This window comes from Desulfosporosinus acidiphilus SJ4, assembly GCF_000255115.2.
Lineage (GTDB): Bacteria > Bacillota > Desulfitobacteriia > Desulfitobacteriales > Desulfitobacteriaceae > Desulfosporosinus > Desulfosporosinus acidiphilus.
Genome location: NC_018068.1, coordinates 1,760,733 through 1,778,672, shown reverse-complemented (window position 1 = coordinate 1,778,672; position 17,940 = coordinate 1,760,733). Strand labels below are relative to the sequence as shown.

Genomic DNA, 17,940 nt, shown 5'->3' with positions numbered 1-17,940 from the left:
CTGTAATGATGCCTATGCGTCAGGCGAACCATAAATCTCCTTGTGAAATCTCCTTGCATTTTATAAAAAGAATGGCAAGGGGTAACCTTTCATAATAAACTGTTTCAACAATCTGTTTCCTAAGCTATAATATCTTTAAAACAAACAACGAGGAGAAAATAATAATGATCCGTACAATTATCTGGTTTGCTTACTTTTGGCTTTATCTTATCGCTATTGAGCCCGTACTCATGAGGATAAATCACTTGTCCAAAATGGGGCGAATCTCTGAGCGGGACAAGCTCACCTCGGAAATTGCTAAAAAATGGGCTCGGTCCTTGTTAAAGTGTGCCGGCGTGACGGTTACAATCTCCGGTGAAGAAAAGATCCCTTCCGGCCCGGTCTTATTTGTTAGTAATCACCAAGGAAACTTCGACATCCCCCTGCTCTTAGGTTACATAAATAAGCCTAAAGCCTTTATCGCTAAAATCGAACTGCTTAAAATACCGCTGATTCGCACTTGGATGACTCATATGCAATGTGTTTTTATGGACCGTTCTGACATTAGGCAATCACTCAAAGTCATTAATCAAGCCGCTATCAATTTAAAAGAAGGTTATTCCATGGTTATCTTCCCGGAAGGAACGCGAAGCAAGTGCGAGACCTTAGGTGACTTTAAACCAGGAAGCCTCAAATTAGCATTAAAGGCCGGAGTTCCCATTGTCCCCCTTACCATTCGTGGTTCTTATAAGATTATGGAAGAAAACGGTTTCCTGATCAAACCAGCGCATGTTGAAATTATTATCTCCGACCCTATCCCAACCAGCAACCTCACGAAGGATCAGGCTAATGAATTGCCGGACAGAGTTTATGCTATAATTGACCATAGTTTAACTCAAGTTAGTTCCACCGTGGCCTAGAAATACCTTTTCCAAACACTAAAAACCGCTCAATGGCGGTTTTTTTAGTACTCTTGGAAAGTATAGCCTGCGGTTGCATACTGCAAGAAGACTTAATACGTGTGAAGACAGTGTCTTCATCTTCTAACATAAGTGCAACTAACCTGCCGCTTTCGCCGGAGGCTCAGCGCCAGCTAAGTTTTCTTTATACGGAATACATTTTGGCCACGGATGGCTGTCTTCAACTAAATTCAACATCGATTCTTCGTGCTGCAGGGTGTTGATCCTTTAAGAAGGTTAACTCTAAAACCCCATTTCGATAGCTGGCGTGGGCCCCATCGGTCTTAACCAGAGCAGGAAGGGTAATCCTCCGAGAAAAAGTACCATAGTATCTCTCTGAATGTCTTGACGAACGGTCATCATCCACTTGCAATCGTTTAACCTCGCCAAGAATCGTTAAAACGTTCTCGTCTACTTGAATATTCAGGTCATCTTTATTTTCGATACCCGGTATTTCTGCTGTGACGATGACCTTAGTTGGGGTTTCATCAACATCAACTCGATATAACCATTCTGAGACATCTTCTTTTCCTCTTCGCATGAGCATCCTATCCATATCGTGCCATAATGGATCAAACAGCCGGAAAGGTTCATAAGGAATCAAGGCCATATTCTATCACCTCGCTAGTTTTGTCAAAAACTAGTATGGCTGATTAAACATTAGATTATTTATGATCTATTTATCTATTTATCTATTTAAGATTAAACTGCAAAATTATAACAAAATTATCTAAATGCTCTGAAATATATACTTTATCTTAGGTATATTTTTGGAATATTTTATACATAGACTTGTCCCAAAACTTTAAAATATAATGAAACTGTACACAAGATTCTTGTTGCATTCATTTTATTGAGAGGAGATGTTATATGTTAAAGAAACTGACTGGTCTCTTTTTGTTAGCGTTTCTTTTAGTTTTTGGCCTGGCACAAACAGCCCAAGCCTCATTAGGAGACCCTCTGCTTAAGTATGGTTCAACAGGTTCCGACGTTGTTCAGTTACAGACTGAACTTAACTATCTAGGATATAATGTTGGCACTGCAGATGGTATTTTCGGTTCGAAAACAAAAGCGGGAGTCATGGCTTTTCAGACTGCTGAATCTTTAAGTGTCGACGGTATCGTTGGCCCAATAACAGCAAGTTCCTTGAACAAAGCTTATACGGAAAAACAACAGTCAAGCAAAACAACTGCTATTATTGCTACGGCCGAAAAATATCTCGGGGTCCCCTATCAATGGGGCGGAGAGTCTCCCACGACAGGCTTTGATTGTTCAGGCTTCGTCCAGTATGTCTTTTCTCAAAACGGAATTACTTTACCACGGGTATCACAGGATCAATACACGGTGGGAACACCCGTAAGTTTTAGTGATTTACAGCCTGGCGATCTGATCTTCTTCTCAATTGCCAAGAACGGTGTAGAAGACCACGATGGTATCTATATTGGAAACGATCAATTCATTAATGCTTCCAGTTCTAAAGGGGTTACGATTTATACCATTGGCCCTTATTGGACGTCTGTATATTTGGGAGCCAGAAGAGTTTTATAATTATTCAGACCTTACAGAGTCACTACTTTACCAAGCTAAATCCTTCAAGGTATAGAGTTTTATGTAGGACACAAATAATATGAGTATAAAGTTTAGCCTCTCTGTTACGATATACCCAATGTCATAACCCGGAGGCTCTTTTTATGGACTTTTATTTTCATCCCTGGGGCTGCATCGCATAAGCCAACCTCCTGCCCCGAAATCTCTGTTCATTAAGAGTGGTAGAAAAACTTGGATTTTATGACGAAGGCTTAGCTGAAAAATATCTCATAATTAACGGTTAGTGGGAAGATCCTATACATATGGTCCTTTTAAATAAATCTCTTGACTAAAAGACTAAATAGTTCAAGTCCCCACTTTATGGATAAGTGGGGACTTGAACTAATCAATCCAAATATTAAGATGATCCTTATTTTCAATAATTCTATCGGCAATCATGGTTCCAACATCCCTGAAATAATTGTCACGCTCTTCCCAATAGGAATCATATTTTTCCATCGACGTACTTTTAGCCGTAATTTGGCGAGGCAGGGGAATCCGATTGATCTTGTTGATATCAAAGTTGGCTATGGATTGCACGAATTCATATTCTAAATTCGAACTATTCCAATACTTCGGCCCTTCTTCAGATCGTATTTCACAGATACGGTTCACTAGTTCATAGGTTAGATTGCCAAATGTAACTATCATTTTGGGTCGATATTCGAAAATACTTTCCCTCAATGACCCTATATCTTCAGCAATTTCAGCCGACCCAAGTAATGAACCGTTTGAGACTAATCCAATGTCGCTGATTGTATTTTTTATATAAATATTCCGAGTGTTGATTCTATTTTTTAATGTTCGATATACTTTGTCTTGAATCACTTCTAAAATGGGTATCCAAATATCATTATTGACAGAAGGATATTTAGGATTGACTAAGAGCCAAATATGAGATGATTTATCCCCAGACTCTGTTTTTATCTCTTCAATTAAAGGTGAATACTTATTAAGTAATAAGCTGGACAAGATGAATTCCACCTTTCGATTCATGGTAATAAGCCTTATGCAGAAAAAGCTTATTGATTTGCAGTTTAATTACGATGTAGTTTTGTTATTGCAAACTCCATGCCAGACTCCAAAACCCGCAATATACCATTCCTCCAGCTCTTAACGGCAATGAAAGTGTAGCATATGCTACACTTCGAAAATGGCCGTTTTTCTATCATTTCATCTATGTACATCGTGAAATCTCTTGTTTTCATTAGTTTAAATCATTTGCTAAAAAATATATTATATTCAATAATAATTGTAGCATATGCTACAATTAAATAAAGGAAGTGAATTTAGTGCTGAAGGAAAATAAACTGTTCACTACATTTAAAAGCAGCAGTTTGACAAACCAAATTGTGATTATTATAGCGGTCATCATGCTTGTTCCATCTGTAGCCCTGATGTATGATATTTTCTTTGCTTCAAAGACTGATGAAGTAGTATTTTTAGACAAAGAGCAGCGACTGGAGGCTTTGGTCAACAGCATCAATAAGGATTTCACTCAACATCTTCAGTCTATATCGCCGTCAGCGCAAGATATCTCTTCAACCCTTCTCCAGGACGAATTTACCAAGGTTGTCAACCCTCAGATACAAGCTAATTTAGGAATTCGCTTCGGATTATATTTACCTAAACAAGATAAGATAACTGTACTTGGTTTCCTACATAATTATCGTAACCTCTCACCCGCTGAAGAGGCTCAGCGAGAAAAGGATATCTTTGATAATACGAAACCTGGATTAATTGCCACTGAGATGAGCAATACACAACTCTTTCGTATTAGTGGTGTGTGGAATGATCAAGTTGTGGAATATATATCTCCCGTTGCCCTTAACCAAAAAGTGGTTGCGGTAATGTGGGTTGAGGAACGTCTTAATCCCTTCTTTTACCAAAGTAGTTTGTTTCGAAATCTGCTCAGATATTTTATCCTTGGTGTTCTAGCCATTGTTATGATAGGCGCCCTTATCGTAATCAGAAACTTAACTACCGGAGTAAACCGTCTAAAGCAGGGATTAAACAGCATGGAAAAGGATATCCATCATTTATTGCCCGAGATGCCTGGGGAACTCGGGCAGGTGGCAATGGCCGTGAATCGCCTGGCGGTGGGCCTGAGTGAAAAGGAACGCTTGGAAGATCAATTGAGGCAATCCGAACATTTAATTGCCCTTGGCCGTTTGGCAACCGGAGTAGCTCATGAGTTACGCAATCCAATTGCTATCATTAAAACTTTAGTGGAGCTCATGAAAGAAGAATACTCTCAAGTGAGCGGTATTGAAGAATTCACACGGGCAATTGAAGAACAAATCGACCGTCAGGATTTTGAGATCCAAGAGCTTTTGGATTTTGGACGACCTACAAAAGTTGCTACGAAAGAGTGCTCGGTCAATGATCTAATTAAAGGAGTCCTCTCTTTCTCTGCCGCAATGTTACGTAAGCAAAAGATCAACGTTAAATTGCATCTAAGCAAAAAATTATCCGGAATATTGGCCGATACAGAAAAGCTGAAACAAGTTTTTGTCAATATCATCGTCAATGCCGCCGAAGCTATGCCTGAAGGCGGCGAGTTGACAATAACAACTGAAGAAGGAAAAAACGCAATTGCCGTAAGTTTTTCCGATACCGGTGAGGGTATCCAAACCAGCGATAAATCAAGAATATTTGACCCCTTTTATACGACAAAAAAGACAGGTACCGGTCTTGGCCTGTCAATTTCCTATCAAAGTATTAAACTACATGGCGGAACTATTGAGGTGGACAGCGAACCGGGAAAAGGAACAACCTTTAAAGTTAATCTTCCTGTAATGCCCAACTTCGGCGAAAGGAGTGATTTTGATGACACCGAAAATTCTGGTCGTTGACGACGAAGAAAGAATGTGCTGGGCCCTCGAAAGAGCACTAAGCCACGAGGGCTATCAGGTGATGACTGCCACAAGAGGCTTAGACGGAATTCGTTTGGCCCAGACAAATGAACCCTCACTGGTGATTTTGGATTTAAAAATGCCCGATATTGACGGCATTGAGGTTTTAAAAGAGCTAAAAGCATTAAACTCAAAGATCCCTGTTATAATGATAACGGCCCACGGAACCATTGACACTGCCATCGAAGCCATGAAACTTGGGGCTACCGATTACATTACCAAACCATTTAAACTTGAAAAAATTAAAGTTCAAGTTCAACAGGCCTTACACCTTTCCAACTTAGAAAGCCAAGTCAATTTTCTGCAACAGGAATTAGGGAAACAATATGGTAAACTCATTGGGCAGAGCGAACCTATGAAAGAAGTTACTCTCTTAATCCGACAGGTTGCGAAAACCGGTACCACCGTCCTGATCACCGGTGAAAGTGGAACAGGTAAAGAGGTCGCCGCAGTGGAAATTCATAAAGCCAGTAATCGTTTTGACAAACCCTTTGTGGCCGTAAACTGTGCCGCCCTTCCTGAACACCTGTTGGAAAGTGAATTGTTCGGGCATGAAAAAGGGGCCTTTACCGGCGCCACCGGCAAAAAGAAGGGGCGCTTCGAGGTAGCTGATAAGGGAACCATTCTCCTCGACGAAATTGGCGAAATGCCCATAAGCATGCAGGTTAAATTACTTAGAGTATTACAAGAAAGGTGTTTCCAAAGAGTAGGCGGGACTGAAACAATTCATGTAGATGTGAGAGTTATTGCCACCACTAATCGAGATCTTACCACGGCAATTGCTAATGGAACCTTCCGTGAAGATCTTTACTATCGTTTAAATGTTATGCGTATCGTTATGCCGCCGCTGCGTTCAAGGAAAGAAGACATCCCCCTCCTGGTCAATCATTTCCTGGAGAAATTTGATCCTACGAAAAGCAAGAAAATTTCTTCTGAGGCAATGAAAACCCTGACGCAATATAACTGGCCCGGAAACATCAGAGAGTTGCAGAATGTCATTGAAAGAGCACTTATTGTTTGTCAGGGTTCAGAGATTCAATCAATACATTTTCCCAGAGAATTACTAACCCATCTAGAAGTATCAACAACCCCTGAGATAAATCTTTCAGAAGATGGCTTCTCCTTAGGAGAATTGGAGAAGCACCTCATCATCAAGGCTTTGGAAAAACATAACTATAATCAAACCAAAGTCGCTAAATATTTGGGAATTACCCGCCCCACTCTGCTTTATCGTCTGCAGAAATATGGCATAAAAATCTAAATTTAACCGGTTAATACTTTTACTAGATATGAGAACTTGCATAATCGGCCAGAGTTTGATTTAAGTCCCTAAATTCGCAGCTGATTTCCGGCGCATCAAGCCATTGACTTTGCGGGGAATGATGATTAAAAGAATCTACAAACTCCTGGAAATGTTCCCCGCTATACGAGTCTCGAAAACCTGCCAAACTAAAATGAGAAGGGAAATTACAATTTAAGTTCAAGTGATTATACAAGTCCTCACTGATTAATTCTGAATTTCCAGTATCCACAACCTTACAAAAAGAATCAACTATTTCTTCCCGTTGAATTGAATTGAGTTTATACAAAATAGCACCTCCCTTAGATAATTCAATGCTTGAACTATACTTTTACCTTGCTCAGTATGCTTAGTCTACCCATTAACTAAGAGAGATTACGCGGAATCCATTTAAAAAAACTTCCTTTTTTAGAACTTGTTAAAACATTAACAAGTTTTTCAAGAATAAAATTAGAGGACATTTGCATATAGTGTCGAATAATTAATGATATGTCAATGAAAGGAGAAGGAAAGCCGAATCTAGTGTCGTCTAGAGCGGGGGATTTTTTTATGGGGTTAATCGCAAATATTGCGAAGGGCTTACACCTTCTTGCCCGAATCCGTCAACTAACCTCGTAGGCTGAAAAAGGTGAAGAAAATATGCAATGGTCTCGTAAACTGTCTCAGATTCAAGGCGAAGTACTTAACCGAATCAAAGATTTCGATTGGTCTCATACCTTGAAAAGAATATCCTGGAAGTCACCAAAAGTTATCGGAACCTTATCTGTTTCCCTCATTTTATTAGGCGGGGTCACCTATAATCTTACGACTACGACGGCAGCGGCTGCTGTACTCATTAACGGCCATCAAGTTGGCCTGGTAAGAGATGCAGCTACAGCTCAAAGCCTCGTTAATTCGATTTTAGAAGAAAAAGGGCAGCCCTATGGAATCGTTGCCAAAACTCATGATGTTATTACTTATGAGAACCTTAGAGTTAGGCCGGCGGTCTATCTTGAATCTGCTTTAGATGAAACAAGCCTGGCGAATGACATCACCTGTTATGTTGATGGTTATAAATTAGAAGCAGATGGGTCAGTTATCGCAGTGTTACCCACAAAAGAAGATGCAGATAAAGTTCTCAAAGAATATCAAGATCATTATTCTAAACCGAGTTCGGAAAACAAAGTCACTTCCATAAGTTTTGCCGAGAAAGTTAATGTTGAAAAAGCTGAAGTCTCTCCGGATCAAATAAAACCGGTAGATCAAGCTTATAAAGTATTGTTGGATGGCAAAATAACGACAAAAAGTTACACCGTTCAACCCAATGATTCCTGGTGGCTAATTGCTCGTAAAAATAACATGTTGACCGATGAAGTATTAGCCGGCAATCCTGGAGCAACTAAGAATTCGACATTGAAACCCGGCGAAGTTATAAAACTTGTGGATTCGACACCCTTTCTTACAGTCGTCAGTGAGGGAACCTATTCGGGATCTGAAGCTATTCCTTACGATGTTGTCGCTAAACTTGATCCCAATCTGGGATACGGCAGTACAAAGGTTATTACCCAAGGAAGCAACGGCTCCAAATTAGTGACCTATTCCTATGTTCGAAAAAATGGCATTGATGTAACAAAGAAAGTATTAGCCGAAAATGTCACTAAAGAACCTGTTGATCAAGTTATCGCTAAAGGGCCAGGTAATGTGACTGTTGCTTATGCAGTTTCACGCGGAAGCAGCAATGGCGATTCCTCTTTAGTAGGTCGCGCACTCAGTCTGGAAGGAACTCCCTATGTGTTCGGCGGATCATCTCGCAGCGGCTTTGACTGCTCGGGATTTACGAAATATGTATACGCAAATTCCGGAATATCCCTGCCCCGTACCTCCTATGCTCAGTTTGCTTCGGGAAATCCGGTCAGTAAAAATGACCTTCGTCCAGGAGATTTAGTGTTTTTCACCACCTATACAAGTGGTGCTTCACACGTGGGTATTTATATGGGGGGAGGACGTTTTATTCATGCCAGCAACCCCAATAGCGGCATTGAAGTCTCCAGTCTCAGTGATAGCTTTTACGCTTCTCGTTATCTAGGAGCACGCAGATACAATTAGTGATGCTAAGCAAATGGGCAACAACTTAAGGTTGTTGCTCTTTTTTTGCCCATTAACCTCCGCTGACCATGACGATAATATGACAAGGTTATTGCTGCACTGAAGCACATTATGCATATTCTCGGAGCGTGAATTGATAGAGTGTCTCTGAAACCAAGGATTGCGACTACAGATAAATAGTTCACTCTGTGGGGGATTCTTCGGGAAGGAAATTCTTTTCGATAACAATAAAAGCGGTGATACTTAAATAATAAACGAGCACGGTATAAAGAAAACTCCATCCGTCGCACACAACAAGAACCTTAATGCTTAAAAGTACACTCTGCCCAATCAGAGCGACGAGGTAAGGAACGATCTTCCAATACCAGTTATTAAGAACACAAACAAAGAAGACATAAATCAGGCTTTCTACTAATTGATAGGAAAATATAAATAAAGTGCTTGATAAATACAAATCTGATACCCAATGTACGTTGTAGTATTGTTTCCCCCACAACAACAGGATGGGGGCAGGATAATGCAGAAGGACAAAACCCACCAAGTAAAAAGTAATATACTTTAGCCATCCATGCTGCATTTTGTCCATTTTTTTAAACCATATCTTAGAAAAAAACTGATAGACAAGAATTATAATTCCCGTCATATAATATTTCCACCAATGGTGTACATAGATTCCCAATTTCAAAAACAAATACTCAAAAAATAAATATAATATGGTAATTAAAGAAATCCATCCTAATCCTAACGAATACGCACCAACAAGTATTGCTGTACCGGGATAAAACGTGGAATTAAGAATAAGATGCCCCAAGAGATTCTGGGCCCATGGGCTTGGAAAAATGCCGGTTCTGTATGCGTAACTGTTAAATAATCCAAGCACAACAAATTCGCCGATCCAAGTGACTCCTGTACTGAAAAGATAGAATACGATAAAGGTTGATAGTTTATAAACTTTTCTCTTCGTAAAAATTGTATATACTGTTGCACTCAAGCCAATCAATGCCGGAATACAATACCAAGTTATGTTTGGCATACTTCCTCCAATATTACAGTTATTAACAAATATTATCATTTCAAAAGCAAAAAATAATATTCAGCAACTTGCAAAAACCTAAGAGAATAAACTACGAGAGTAGTTAAGGTAAAAAGAAAACTAGTCTTAGATTATTAATCAAAGGCTAGTTTATTGATAAATAAGTTCAGTTAGTTCTCAGAAAGCTTAGGAAAGCGAACTAAAAAGGTCGTTCCATCTTTCCCGGTGAAAACTTCAATTATAGCACGGTGTCTCTTGGCAATCCTATAACACAATGGCAGGCCCAATCCAGTTCCATTTTCTTTTGTTGTGAAGAATGGATCACCCAGTTTCTTTAAATTTTCTTCATTGATACCCTTACCTTCGTCTCTAACACTAAGAACAATACTATAGTCATCCATATACGTTTGAATCGTAAGGCAACCATTTGGAGCCATCGCTTCAAGTCCGTTTCGCGCCAAATTTAATACCATTTGGGTTATTTCATTGGAATCAATATCTATTTCTTCAATATTCCCCGGTTGAAAAAAATATTTTTTATCCTGACTATAAGCATCGGCAATCAGCAGCGGTGACAGATTATCTAATAAGTTGTTTAAATTTAAGCGCTTAACCTCACTTTTGTTATTCTTAGCCAGCGACAAGAAGTTAGTGATAATCAAATTAGCTCGATCAAGTTCCTCAATCATTAATTCGAAATAATTTTTGTAGGCAAGCAGATCAGTCTTGCTCTGAAGCATTTGGAGAAATCCTCGGATGGTTGTCATCGGATTTCGAACTTCGTGACCAAGGCTGGCCGCCAGTTGACCAACAATATTTAAACGCCCAAGTTTCGATATTTCGCCTTCAAGATATTCCCTATTCTCAACTTCTTTCCTTAGACTCTTTCGCAATTCGAAAACACCGGATTGAAGATTAAACCGTTCCTCTTTAAGCTCAATTAATTCTCTCTTTAAATCGACATATCGTTCCCAATCTTTAATACTATAGAACTTTGCAACAAACAATGTGAATATCCCCCAACTATTTATAATCCTCAGATACTCAGTTTTCTGACTCTGACCGTGTCCGGACTCTTATCATTATTCCATGCGTATCATTGGATATTTATGTAAGGATAATAATTTAATGACATATTATTTTAATTCGAGCAGAACAGTGGAAAATCCTTCTAGGGATTAATTCATAAATATTTTATGTCAAAAGAAATTTATACAATTTTAAGCATTCCAATGATCCTCCATATCTTTAGCCTGATGTTCCTTTCAGAGGAGCAAATAAGCGAAAAAAATCCTACCGAAGCATTAACCCTGGTAGGATTTTTGTAATTCCAACTATTTATTTCCTCTCTCTGCTAATATCTTACTAAGTACTTTTCCCCCAGTACCCCAGTTATCCATTTCGTTTTCTTTGATCAGAACAACAAATGCTTCTTCAGGAATCCCAAGCGTTTCACTCGCAATTCTTGTGAACTCACTGATCAGTCTTTCTTTTTTCTCCTTATCAATTTTACCACCTTCAAGTTTAATAAAAGGCATAAATCGAACCCCCTTATTTTAATAAAAGATCATTTATTATGCGTATCACTAACAGAACATATCAACTTTTTATTCTCAAGAAATTAAATTTCTTCAAATTTACGATGTTTTAACACATTTGCAATATGGCTTTTACGTTCATGTTTTAGAATAATATGGGATAAAGATGGGCAGTGCCGGTACCATGATACTTATTCAGGCAGGCGGCAGTAAAGCAAATTGGGCTTTCCGGCAAGAATACTTTAGGATGAGGTGATAAACGAATGAATGCAAACGTCTACACATACACCCTGGGAAAAATGACCAAAATGATTCTTGCCCCAGTCGGACCCTTGCAATATTTCTTAAACTCTCCGGGGCTTCCTCACATCTACAGCCTGGAACAGGCTTATCGCCTCTTAGAACAGGACAATAAGCATCAAGTGACTCAGCTTTTCGAAGATTATCATACCTATCTAAAAAAAGGTCTTCTATGGGCAGACCGTGGCTGGAAAAACGTTTGTCACTATTACAGCATAAACGAAAAACAGGGTAGTGTCCGATGGCCGGATGCAGCAGCTGAGTGTCAATATTACTTTAACAAGGCCATGTCTCTCTTCACCAAAGAGACGGTAAAGGGCATGTTCTATCTAGGAGCGGCCTTGCACCTAGTCCAAGACATGTGTGTACCTCATCATTCTAACGGAGTTGTTTTTGATGGACATCTCGAATTCGAAAAATGGGCGGCAAATAACTGGTACAGATTCCCGTCACAATTCGGTTTGTATCCCCGGTTTAACCATCCCGTGCAATGGATTGATCATAATGCCAAACTATCGGCTTCTCTTTATCCTTTGGTTTCATTGGAAAATGGTTGTACCAACGAAACATACACTAAAGCCGCAGAAACGCTAATTCCTTTATCAATTGCTACAACTGCCGGCTTTTTAGATTTTACTTACCAAAAGTTAGCCGAGACGTTTCCACATCACAGTTCAATCGGTATCATTCCTAAGTCGGTATAAAATTTATACAGTAATTACTTTCGTGCTATCATCTTTTAATGAATATGTCAGGACAATGCCAATATTAGATTTATCTGAACGAGCTCATTCATACATATATGTTCTTGTTAAAGGCAAGTTATTATTTACTCCCTTAGTAAAAAGGAACTGATGAACATCGATGTTGCCACAATGGAATGAAGCCGCACAGGAATTTAGGTACAAACGCCACATTCTAATAAACGTTTCATCTTTTATTTTTTTGAGCCTGATATAAACTGTCTTCGGGCGACTCAAAATAAGCACAAGAATAGCTCATAGTATCATCTAACCAGAGACGGTAAAAATTGTTACCAATATCGTAGTGGTGTTGAACATCCTCTTTGCTTTTTCGCAGTGTATTGGAAAGCTTCTTAGCTAACTTTACATAACTATGTTTCTCATAAAGAAAACTGTTTTGATTCTTGAAAATCGATTCGATGACTTTTTCAAAAGCCCCATCAATATCAATTTTGTTATGCATATAACCCTCACCGAAGGCAAGGGATGGATCGCCAATAATTTCTGATTTCGGAAGAGGTTCATTAAAGTGAATTCGGAACCGAATCTCTCCTTCTCCATATCGCTTAATCTCCCCATCCCAATAGGTCACTTCGCAAGGATCGGCAAACATGTTTTTTAGAACATTATGATAAAAAGCTTTGTCAATACTCATTTTATATACCTCCTAACCAGCAGCTCCTTTTTCTCCTTCCCCACTAATCCTGCTTTTAGTCTCGAATATCTCGACCACGGCTGAAGAGATACATTTAGAAGAGACATATCTAATCCTTAATTTCTTCTCTGGTCATTGTTTCGAATAGTGCCTGGGCCCGCTTCTTTAAGTCAAGAATATCTTGCCGGACAAGTTCAATTTTGGAGATTTTTTGCTCAACCAAGGCAAGTTCTGCATCAAGGTTATCTATATGTACTATCATTCCGCCACCGAAGCCCCTGGGTTCAATGTTATAAAGACCTCGCTAATTTATTTAATTCCATCGACATGGACGTAATTTCTTCAATACTTGCAGAAATTTCTTCAGAAGCGGCAGCTTGTCCTTGACTGGCATCCAGGGACATCGTACTTTTACGGCTTGCTTCTTCAACGTTCTGTTTTATAGTATCTGTCAATTGTTTGATTCTGGGAACCGTGCTCTTGGATTGAGCGGAAAGCTTTCTAATCTCTTCGGCAACAACGCCAAATCCCCTGCCTGCATCGCCCGCTCGAGCTGCTTCGATAGAAGCGTTCAAACCTAACATTTGTGTTTCATCGGCAATCTTCTTAATAAAAGCCGATACTTTGTTAATCTCCTCCGATATATTAATTATTCCTTTAATATCCGCATTAAGTGCTCCTTCATTGGAGTGAATTTCCGAAGCAGAAGCCGAAAGTTCCTCTATTGCTGCAGCGATGCCTTCCAAGCTGCTTTCAAGATTATGCGACACCTCACGCAAGGTAACCGCTGTTTTCTTCGGAGTTACAATTCCTAAGGTAGCCACGAGATTTTTCTTTTCATCATCATACAGTGGGAAATTAGCAATCGTAAGCGGTTGCCCATATTTCGTGGCATCAATCTCTTCAATAATAGGTTTTTTGGTCTTAAGCGCCCGATAGGCAATATCCGTTTCTTTTAGTTCATAACCTACGGTGATAGACGGCATATCAAATTTCTGCGAGGCCTGGGTGTAAGCGATTTTTGTCAAATCCGACATGTATATAAAAGCCCCTTCCGGGAACATTTCTGATAAAATCGGGGCAAAATCTCCAAAAGCAGCAGCGACTGGGTGCAATTTAGGCAATGCGATAGAAAAAGCTCCCCAAATATTGCCGTTCTCTTCGATGATAGGAATTGAGACGATGAAAACTCTCATGCCATAAACAGTACGAGGAACATTCTGTGTTACAACCTTTTTTTCTCGTATTGCTTGCATTGTCGTGGTATCCTCGTTTAGCTTGTTGCCAACTTTAAAAATGTCTAAGGAAAATGAGTCCGATGTTTTTACCCAAACAAACGTATCATGTTCCACAACGCCAAACAATGCGCCGCCGGGAATTAAATTGGCTAATAATTCAGCCATGATCTTACATGCCTCAACGCCTGCAAAAGCTATCATCTCATATCTCTCCTATTCTTGTTACCAAATCAGCGTTTTGGTTCAAGCTATTCAGCGCTAGGCAAAAGCAATGCCGCCAAGGTTTATATTCTTGACGACAAAGACATTCAAAACACTATTGTGCAACCCGGCTATCTTTCGTTAATAGAAAGACCCGTGGCTTTGCGTCCTTAGCTTTCACCAAGTTTGCCTTTGTCTTTTATTGTATATTATAGCACAAGAATGTAATCGAATGTTGATATTAATAAAAATATAGGGAATATTTCAATTTATAGTAATACTTTAGGGCAACGTTCTTTTCGCATTCAATAATCTCAATTCCTTAGAGGAGAATCCTTTTCTAATCGCGAACATATTTAAATCACTATGGAGGTGACTTAATAATGTATTTTACACCACTATTTGAAAATGATGTGCCGGCGGAACTTCTTTCCTGACGGATTGATGATGATATGCTCTTCCGTCTGGAATACCGATGCAATTTTAAAGACGGAGGGAACTACTGTGTCAAATAACAAACTAGGCTCATTATACCTAGCTTTAGCAGCAACTATTTGGGGCGGCATGTATGTTATAAGTAAAGTCGTGCTAAGTTTTATATCACCCTTAGAATTAGTCTGGCTCCGTTATGTCATTGCCCTGGTGGTCCTTACAGCGATGTCTGTCTTAACGCATCAATCCTGGCATATACGAAGGCGAGACATTCCATTGATACTGGCTATTGGCCTAACCGGCTATGCTATATCGATCTGGACTCAATTTCTAGGAACAAAGCTATCAACTGCGCAGATGGGTGCCGTGATTACATCTGCAACTCCAGCATTTATGGTAGTATTTGCTCGATTTTTACTCAAAGAAAAAATTACTTTTCGCAAATGGGTCTCTGTCATTTTGGCAACCATCGGAGTATTGTGCATTGTCGGGATCGGTGATGTCAATATAAATTATCAGCTCGGAGGACTAATTTTAGGAATTGCCGCCTTAACTTGGGCCTTAATGTCTGTACTCATAAAACGAGTCCCCAGTGACTACTCTCAGCTTGTTGTTACAACTTACGCTATTTTTGCAGCGACCGTAATCATTACCCCTTTTGCAGCAACGCAGTTGAACCAGAGCACAATCGACGTTCTGACGCATCCAGCCATCTGGGAAGGGATCTTATATCTTGGTGTTGTGTCTACTGCCTTAGCGTTCTTTCTTTGGAATAAAGGTTTGCAAATGGTTGAAGCAGCCAGCGGAAGCCTCTTTTTCTTCTTTCAGCCTCTGAGCGGAACTTTACTAGGCTGGCTGTTTCTCGGTGAACAAGTCGGAATCACATTCTTAATAGGTTCTCTTTTAATTCTTGGCGGGGTTTTATTAGTTGTAAAAGAAAGCTGATTCAATCAATTGCTCTTAGCTGAAGGAGTTCACTATGTCAGATACCCTAACATTTAACACGGAGCCGTGTTAAAACTCGGCTCTAAAAATCCAAATGAGTGCCAATAGCCAAAGGTGTTCTCACTTCACTAGTACAGTGGAGTGAGAACACCTTTATTTAATGACTAGGTAAACAAACTTCTTAACCGGCTTCGGCGGCTTCAAACTGACTGTTATAAAGATTAGCGTAGAAACCACCTTTCGCAAGAAGCTCTCGATGATGTCCCTGTTCTACAATATCACCGTGATTCATGACCAGGATTAAATCCGCGTCACGAATTGTCGATAAACGATGGGCAATAATGAAACTCGTTCTGTTTGCCATAAGGTGATCCATAGCCTTTTGTATTTCTACTTCCGTACGAGTATCCACAGAACTGGTAGCCTCGTCAAGAATAAGAATTTTAGGGTCAGCCAATATGGCACGGGCTATGGTCAAAAGCTGTTTCTGTCCTTGGGATACATTGGAAGCTTCTTCATTCAAAATCATATTATACCCGTTAGGTAGTGTATGAACGAAACTGTCGACACGGGCAGCCTTAGCCGCCGCCAATACTTCTTGATCACTTGCCTCAAGACGTCCATAGCGAATGTTTTCCATAATGCTGCCATTGTAAAGCCAGGTGTCCTGCAGAACCATGCCAAACATCGAACGCAAATCATACCTGCTGAACTCTCTGATATCGTGTCCGTCTACCAGGATTGAACCGTCATTGACATCGTAAAAGCGCATTAAGAGTTTAACCATCGTCGTTTTTCCCGCCCCGGTTGGACCGACAATAGCCACCTTCTGACCGGGTTTTATTGCAGCAGAGAAGCTATTGATAATAATTTTTTCAGGGTCATAACCAAAATGAACATCTTTGAACTCCACACTACCCTGTACACGCTCCAATTTCACAGGGTTGGGGTTCTCTGGAATTTCATCTTCTTCATTTAAAAACTCAAAAACCCGTTCAGCCGAAGCAGCCGTTTGCTGAAGTATATTTGAAATATTGGCTAATTGCGTAATCGGCTGGGTAAATGACCGTACGTATTGAATAAAAGCCTGGATATCTCCTACCTGCATCGACTTCTTGATAACAAGCCATCCGCCTAAAACGCTGACAGCAACGAAGCTTAAATTCCCCACAAAACTCATAATGGGCATGATTAAACCCGATAAAAACTGGGACTTCCAAGCAACGTTATATAAACTGTTATTAAATCCTTCGAAGGTTTTGATGCTCTTTTCTTCGCCATTAAAGGCTTTGATAATGATGTGGCCGCTGTACATTTCTTCCACATGGCCGTTGACATTTCCTAAATAGTCTTGCTGCAATTTAAAATATCTCTGCGAGAATTTGATGATGACCATTATGATGATCATTGACAAGGGAATCACGAGAAAAGCCACCAACGTTAAAAGCCAGCTTATGCTTAGCATCATTACTAAAACACCGAGAACTGTTGTTATCGAGGTAATTACTTGAGTTAAACTTTGATTCAGAGTTTGGCTGAGGGTATCTACATCGTTAGTTACACGGGACAACACTTCACCATGATTGGTCTGTTCAAAATATCCCAAAGGCATGCGGTTGATTTTCTCTGAAATATCCTTGCGAAACTGGTAGCTGACCTTCATGGCTACCCCCGACATAACCCAGCCCTGAATATAACTGAAAAGGGCACTTAACAAATATAAACCGACTAGAAGAAGGATCGTATTTCCAATATAATGAAAGTCTATCCCGCCGCCGCTGCCGGAAAGCTTGTTCATAGCTCCTTCAAAAAGATGGGTCGTTACATTTCCTAATATTTTAGGGCCCACAATCGCGAAAACTGCACTGGCTGCAGCAAAAGCAATGACAACAACCATGGCTGCCTGATAGGCCTGCAAGTAGTGCAGCAGTTTTTTCATGGTACCTCGGAAGTCTCGAGCCTTTTCGCCCCCTTGCATCATTCCTCCGGGTCCACGTCCCATTCCGCCCATAGGACCTCTCTGGGGTGAT

General features: G+C 39.9%; 19 protein-coding genes and 2 riboswitches. Of the genes, 8 read left to right on the top strand and 11 right to left on the bottom strand.

Annotation, left to right across the window (positions count from 1 at the left end):
• Window positions 1-164: 164 nt before the first annotated feature.
• A complete protein-coding gene (locus DESACI_RS08180) occupies window positions 165-899 on the top strand; it encodes a lysophospholipid acyltransferase family protein (protein ID WP_014826716.1) in 735 nt (244 codons plus the stop codon).
• Window positions 900-1,119: 220 nt separating this feature from the next.
• Here DESACI_RS08180 and DESACI_RS08175 read toward each other — a convergent pair whose 3' ends face one another.
• Window positions 1,120-1,548: an Hsp20/alpha crystallin family protein gene (locus tag DESACI_RS08175; RefSeq protein WP_014826715.1), complete on the bottom strand. Its 429-nt coding sequence runs from the start codon at window positions 1,546-1,548 to the stop codon at window positions 1,120-1,122.
• 260 nt (window positions 1,549-1,808) lie between these two features.
• On the opposite strand from DESACI_RS08175, the gene DESACI_RS08170 reads away from it, so the two are divergent.
• Window positions 1,809-2,486 carry a C40 family peptidase gene (locus tag DESACI_RS08170; protein ID WP_014826714.1) on the top strand — a complete coding sequence of 226 codons (678 nt, stop codon included), beginning with the start codon at window positions 1,809-1,811 and terminating at the stop codon, window positions 2,484-2,486.
• Window positions 2,487-2,867: 381 nt separating this feature from the next.
• On the opposite strand, the gene DESACI_RS08165 is transcribed toward DESACI_RS08170, so the two are convergent.
• Window positions 2,868-3,497 carry a hypothetical protein gene (locus DESACI_RS08165; protein ID WP_014826713.1) on the bottom strand — a complete coding sequence of 210 codons (630 nt, stop codon included), beginning with the start codon at window positions 3,495-3,497 and terminating at the stop codon, window positions 2,868-2,870.
• Window positions 3,498-3,817: 320 nt separating this feature from the next.
• On the opposite strand from DESACI_RS08165, the gene DESACI_RS08160 reads away from it, so the two are divergent.
• Both DESACI_RS08160 and DESACI_RS08155 read left to right on the top strand, forming a co-directional pair.
• Window positions 3,818-5,380 carry an ATP-binding protein gene (locus DESACI_RS08160; protein WP_014826712.1) on the top strand — a complete coding sequence of 521 codons (1,563 nt, stop codon included), beginning with the start codon at window positions 3,818-3,820 and terminating at the stop codon, window positions 5,378-5,380.
• Entirely contained in the window at window positions 5,355-6,701 is a 1,347-nt protein-coding gene (locus DESACI_RS08155) for a sigma-54-dependent transcriptional regulator (protein ID WP_014826711.1), read from the top strand. The genes DESACI_RS08160 and DESACI_RS08155 overlap by 26 nt, the downstream gene beginning before the upstream one ends.
• 22 nt (window positions 6,702-6,723) lie before the next feature.
• On the opposite strand, the gene DESACI_RS08150 is transcribed toward DESACI_RS08155, so the two are convergent.
• Window positions 6,724-7,029: a hypothetical protein gene (locus DESACI_RS08150; protein WP_014826710.1), complete on the bottom strand. Its 306-nt coding sequence runs from the start codon at window positions 7,027-7,029 to the stop codon at window positions 6,724-6,726.
• A gap of 212 nt (window positions 7,030-7,241) precedes the next feature.
• A riboswitch (cyclic di-AMP (ydaO/yuaA leader) is annotated at window positions 7,242-7,376 on the top strand.
• A gap of 3 nt (window positions 7,377-7,379) precedes the next feature.
• Between DESACI_RS08150 and DESACI_RS08145 the strand changes: the two genes are divergently transcribed.
• On the top strand, window positions 7,380-8,825 hold the full coding sequence (locus tag DESACI_RS08145; protein WP_014826709.1) for a C40 family peptidase: 1,446 nt from the start codon (window positions 7,380-7,382) through the stop codon (window positions 8,823-8,825).
• A gap of 181 nt (window positions 8,826-9,006) precedes the next feature.
• Here DESACI_RS08145 and DESACI_RS08140 read toward each other — a convergent pair whose 3' ends face one another.
• Both DESACI_RS08140 and DESACI_RS08135 read right to left on the bottom strand, forming a co-directional pair.
• Window positions 9,007-9,858 carry a hypothetical protein gene (locus DESACI_RS08140; RefSeq protein ID WP_014826708.1) on the bottom strand — a complete coding sequence of 284 codons (852 nt, stop codon included), beginning with the start codon at window positions 9,856-9,858 and terminating at the stop codon, window positions 9,007-9,009.
• 170 nt (window positions 9,859-10,028) lie between these two features.
• On the bottom strand, window positions 10,029-10,865 hold the full coding sequence (locus DESACI_RS08135; RefSeq protein WP_014826707.1) for an ATP-binding protein: 837 nt from the start codon (window positions 10,863-10,865) through the stop codon (window positions 10,029-10,031).
• Between the two features lie 189 nt (window positions 10,866-11,054).
• Between DESACI_RS08135 and DESACI_RS25450 the strand changes: the two genes are divergently transcribed.
• Window positions 11,055-11,186 (top strand): hypothetical protein, encoded by a 132-nt coding sequence (locus tag DESACI_RS25450; RefSeq protein WP_282434162.1) that lies wholly within the window; start codon window positions 11,055-11,057, stop codon window positions 11,184-11,186.
• A 6-nt stretch (window positions 11,187-11,192) separates the two neighbouring features.
• On the opposite strand, the gene dmpI is transcribed toward DESACI_RS25450, so the two are convergent.
• Window positions 11,193-11,396: a 4-oxalocrotonate tautomerase DmpI gene (gene dmpI, locus DESACI_RS08130; protein ID WP_014826706.1), complete on the bottom strand. Its 204-nt coding sequence runs from the start codon at window positions 11,394-11,396 to the stop codon at window positions 11,193-11,195.
• 263 nt (window positions 11,397-11,659) lie between these two features.
• Here dmpI and DESACI_RS08125 point away from each other — a divergent pair, with 263 nt between their 5' ends.
• A complete protein-coding gene (locus DESACI_RS08125; RefSeq protein WP_014826705.1) occupies window positions 11,660-12,400 on the top strand; it encodes a zinc dependent phospholipase C family protein in 741 nt (246 codons plus the stop codon).
• 84 nt (window positions 12,401-12,484) lie between these two features.
• Here DESACI_RS08125 and DESACI_RS25755 read toward each other — a convergent pair whose 3' ends face one another.
• The 4 genes from DESACI_RS25755 to DESACI_RS08115 form a co-directional block, all read right to left on the bottom strand.
• Window positions 12,485-12,613, bottom strand: a complete 129-nt coding sequence (locus tag DESACI_RS25755; RefSeq protein ID WP_427846742.1) for a hypothetical protein — start codon at window positions 12,611-12,613, stop codon at window positions 12,485-12,487.
• Between the two features lie 13 nt (window positions 12,614-12,626).
• A complete protein-coding gene (locus tag DESACI_RS08120; RefSeq protein ID WP_049804044.1) occupies window positions 12,627-13,094 on the bottom strand; it encodes a DUF7884 domain-containing protein in 468 nt (155 codons plus the stop codon).
• A gap of 109 nt (window positions 13,095-13,203) precedes the next feature.
• On the bottom strand, window positions 13,204-13,356 hold the full coding sequence (locus DESACI_RS24495) for a hypothetical protein (RefSeq protein WP_014826704.1): 153 nt from the start codon (window positions 13,354-13,356) through the stop codon (window positions 13,204-13,206).
• A gap of 28 nt (window positions 13,357-13,384) precedes the next feature.
• On the bottom strand, window positions 13,385-14,533 hold the full coding sequence (locus DESACI_RS08115; protein WP_014826703.1) for a methyl-accepting chemotaxis protein: 1,149 nt from the start codon (window positions 14,531-14,533) through the stop codon (window positions 13,385-13,387).
• A gap of 118 nt (window positions 14,534-14,651) precedes the next feature.
• A riboswitch (cyclic di-GMP riboswitch) is annotated at window positions 14,652-14,734 on the bottom strand.
• Between the two features lie 303 nt (window positions 14,735-15,037).
• Here DESACI_RS08115 and DESACI_RS08110 point away from each other — a divergent pair.
• Window positions 15,038-15,910: a DMT family transporter gene (locus tag DESACI_RS08110; protein WP_014826702.1), complete on the top strand. Its 873-nt coding sequence runs from the start codon at window positions 15,038-15,040 to the stop codon at window positions 15,908-15,910.
• 181 nt (window positions 15,911-16,091) lie between these two features.
• Here DESACI_RS08110 and DESACI_RS08105 read toward each other — a convergent pair whose 3' ends face one another.
• The gene (locus DESACI_RS08105) at window positions 16,092-17,921 is read right to left on the bottom strand and encodes an ABC transporter ATP-binding protein (RefSeq protein WP_085939247.1); all 1,830 of its coding nucleotides are present in this window, start codon (window positions 17,919-17,921) and stop codon (window positions 16,092-16,094) included.
• Window positions 17,922-17,940: the final 19 nt, after the last annotated feature.

Coding starts and splice junctions, on each gene's coding strand:
- DESACI_RS08145 (WP_014826709.1), top strand. CDS start 7,380: ATGCAATGGTCTCGTAAACTGTCTCAGATTCAAGGCGAAGTACTTAAC.
- DESACI_RS08115 (WP_014826703.1), bottom strand. CDS start 14,533: ATGATAGCTTTTGCAGGCGTTGAGGCATGTAAGATCATGGCTGAATTA.
- DESACI_RS08125 (WP_014826705.1), top strand. CDS start 11,660: ATGAATGCAAACGTCTACACATACACCCTGGGAAAAATGACCAAAATG.
- DESACI_RS08175 (WP_014826715.1), bottom strand. CDS start 1,548: ATGGCCTTGATTCCTTATGAACCTTTCCGGCTGTTTGATCCATTATGG.
- DESACI_RS08105 (WP_085939247.1), bottom strand. CDS start 17,921: ATGGGCGGAATGGGACGTGGACCCGGAGGAATGATGCAAGGGGGCGAA.
- DESACI_RS08120 (WP_049804044.1), bottom strand. CDS start 13,094: ATGAGTATTGACAAAGCTTTTTATCATAATGTTCTAAAAAACATGTTT.
- DESACI_RS25450 (WP_282434162.1), top strand. CDS start 11,055: ATGTCAAAAGAAATTTATACAATTTTAAGCATTCCAATGATCCTCCAT.
- DESACI_RS25755 (WP_427846742.1), bottom strand. CDS start 12,613: ATGTGGCGTTTGTACCTAAATTCCTGTGCGGCTTCATTCCATTGTGGC.
- DESACI_RS08155 (WP_014826711.1), top strand. CDS start 5,355: ATGACACCGAAAATTCTGGTCGTTGACGACGAAGAAAGAATGTGCTGG.
- DESACI_RS08170 (WP_014826714.1), top strand. CDS start 1,809: ATGTTAAAGAAACTGACTGGTCTCTTTTTGTTAGCGTTTCTTTTAGTT.
- dmpI (WP_014826706.1), bottom strand. CDS start 11,396: ATGCCTTTTATTAAACTTGAAGGTGGTAAAATTGATAAGGAGAAAAAA.
- DESACI_RS08180 (WP_014826716.1), top strand. CDS start 165: ATGATCCGTACAATTATCTGGTTTGCTTACTTTTGGCTTTATCTTATC.
- DESACI_RS08140 (WP_014826708.1), bottom strand. CDS start 9,858: ATGCCAAACATAACTTGGTATTGTATTCCGGCATTGATTGGCTTGAGT.
- DESACI_RS24495 (WP_014826704.1), bottom strand. CDS start 13,356: ATGATAGTACATATAGATAACCTTGATGCAGAACTTGCCTTGGTTGAG.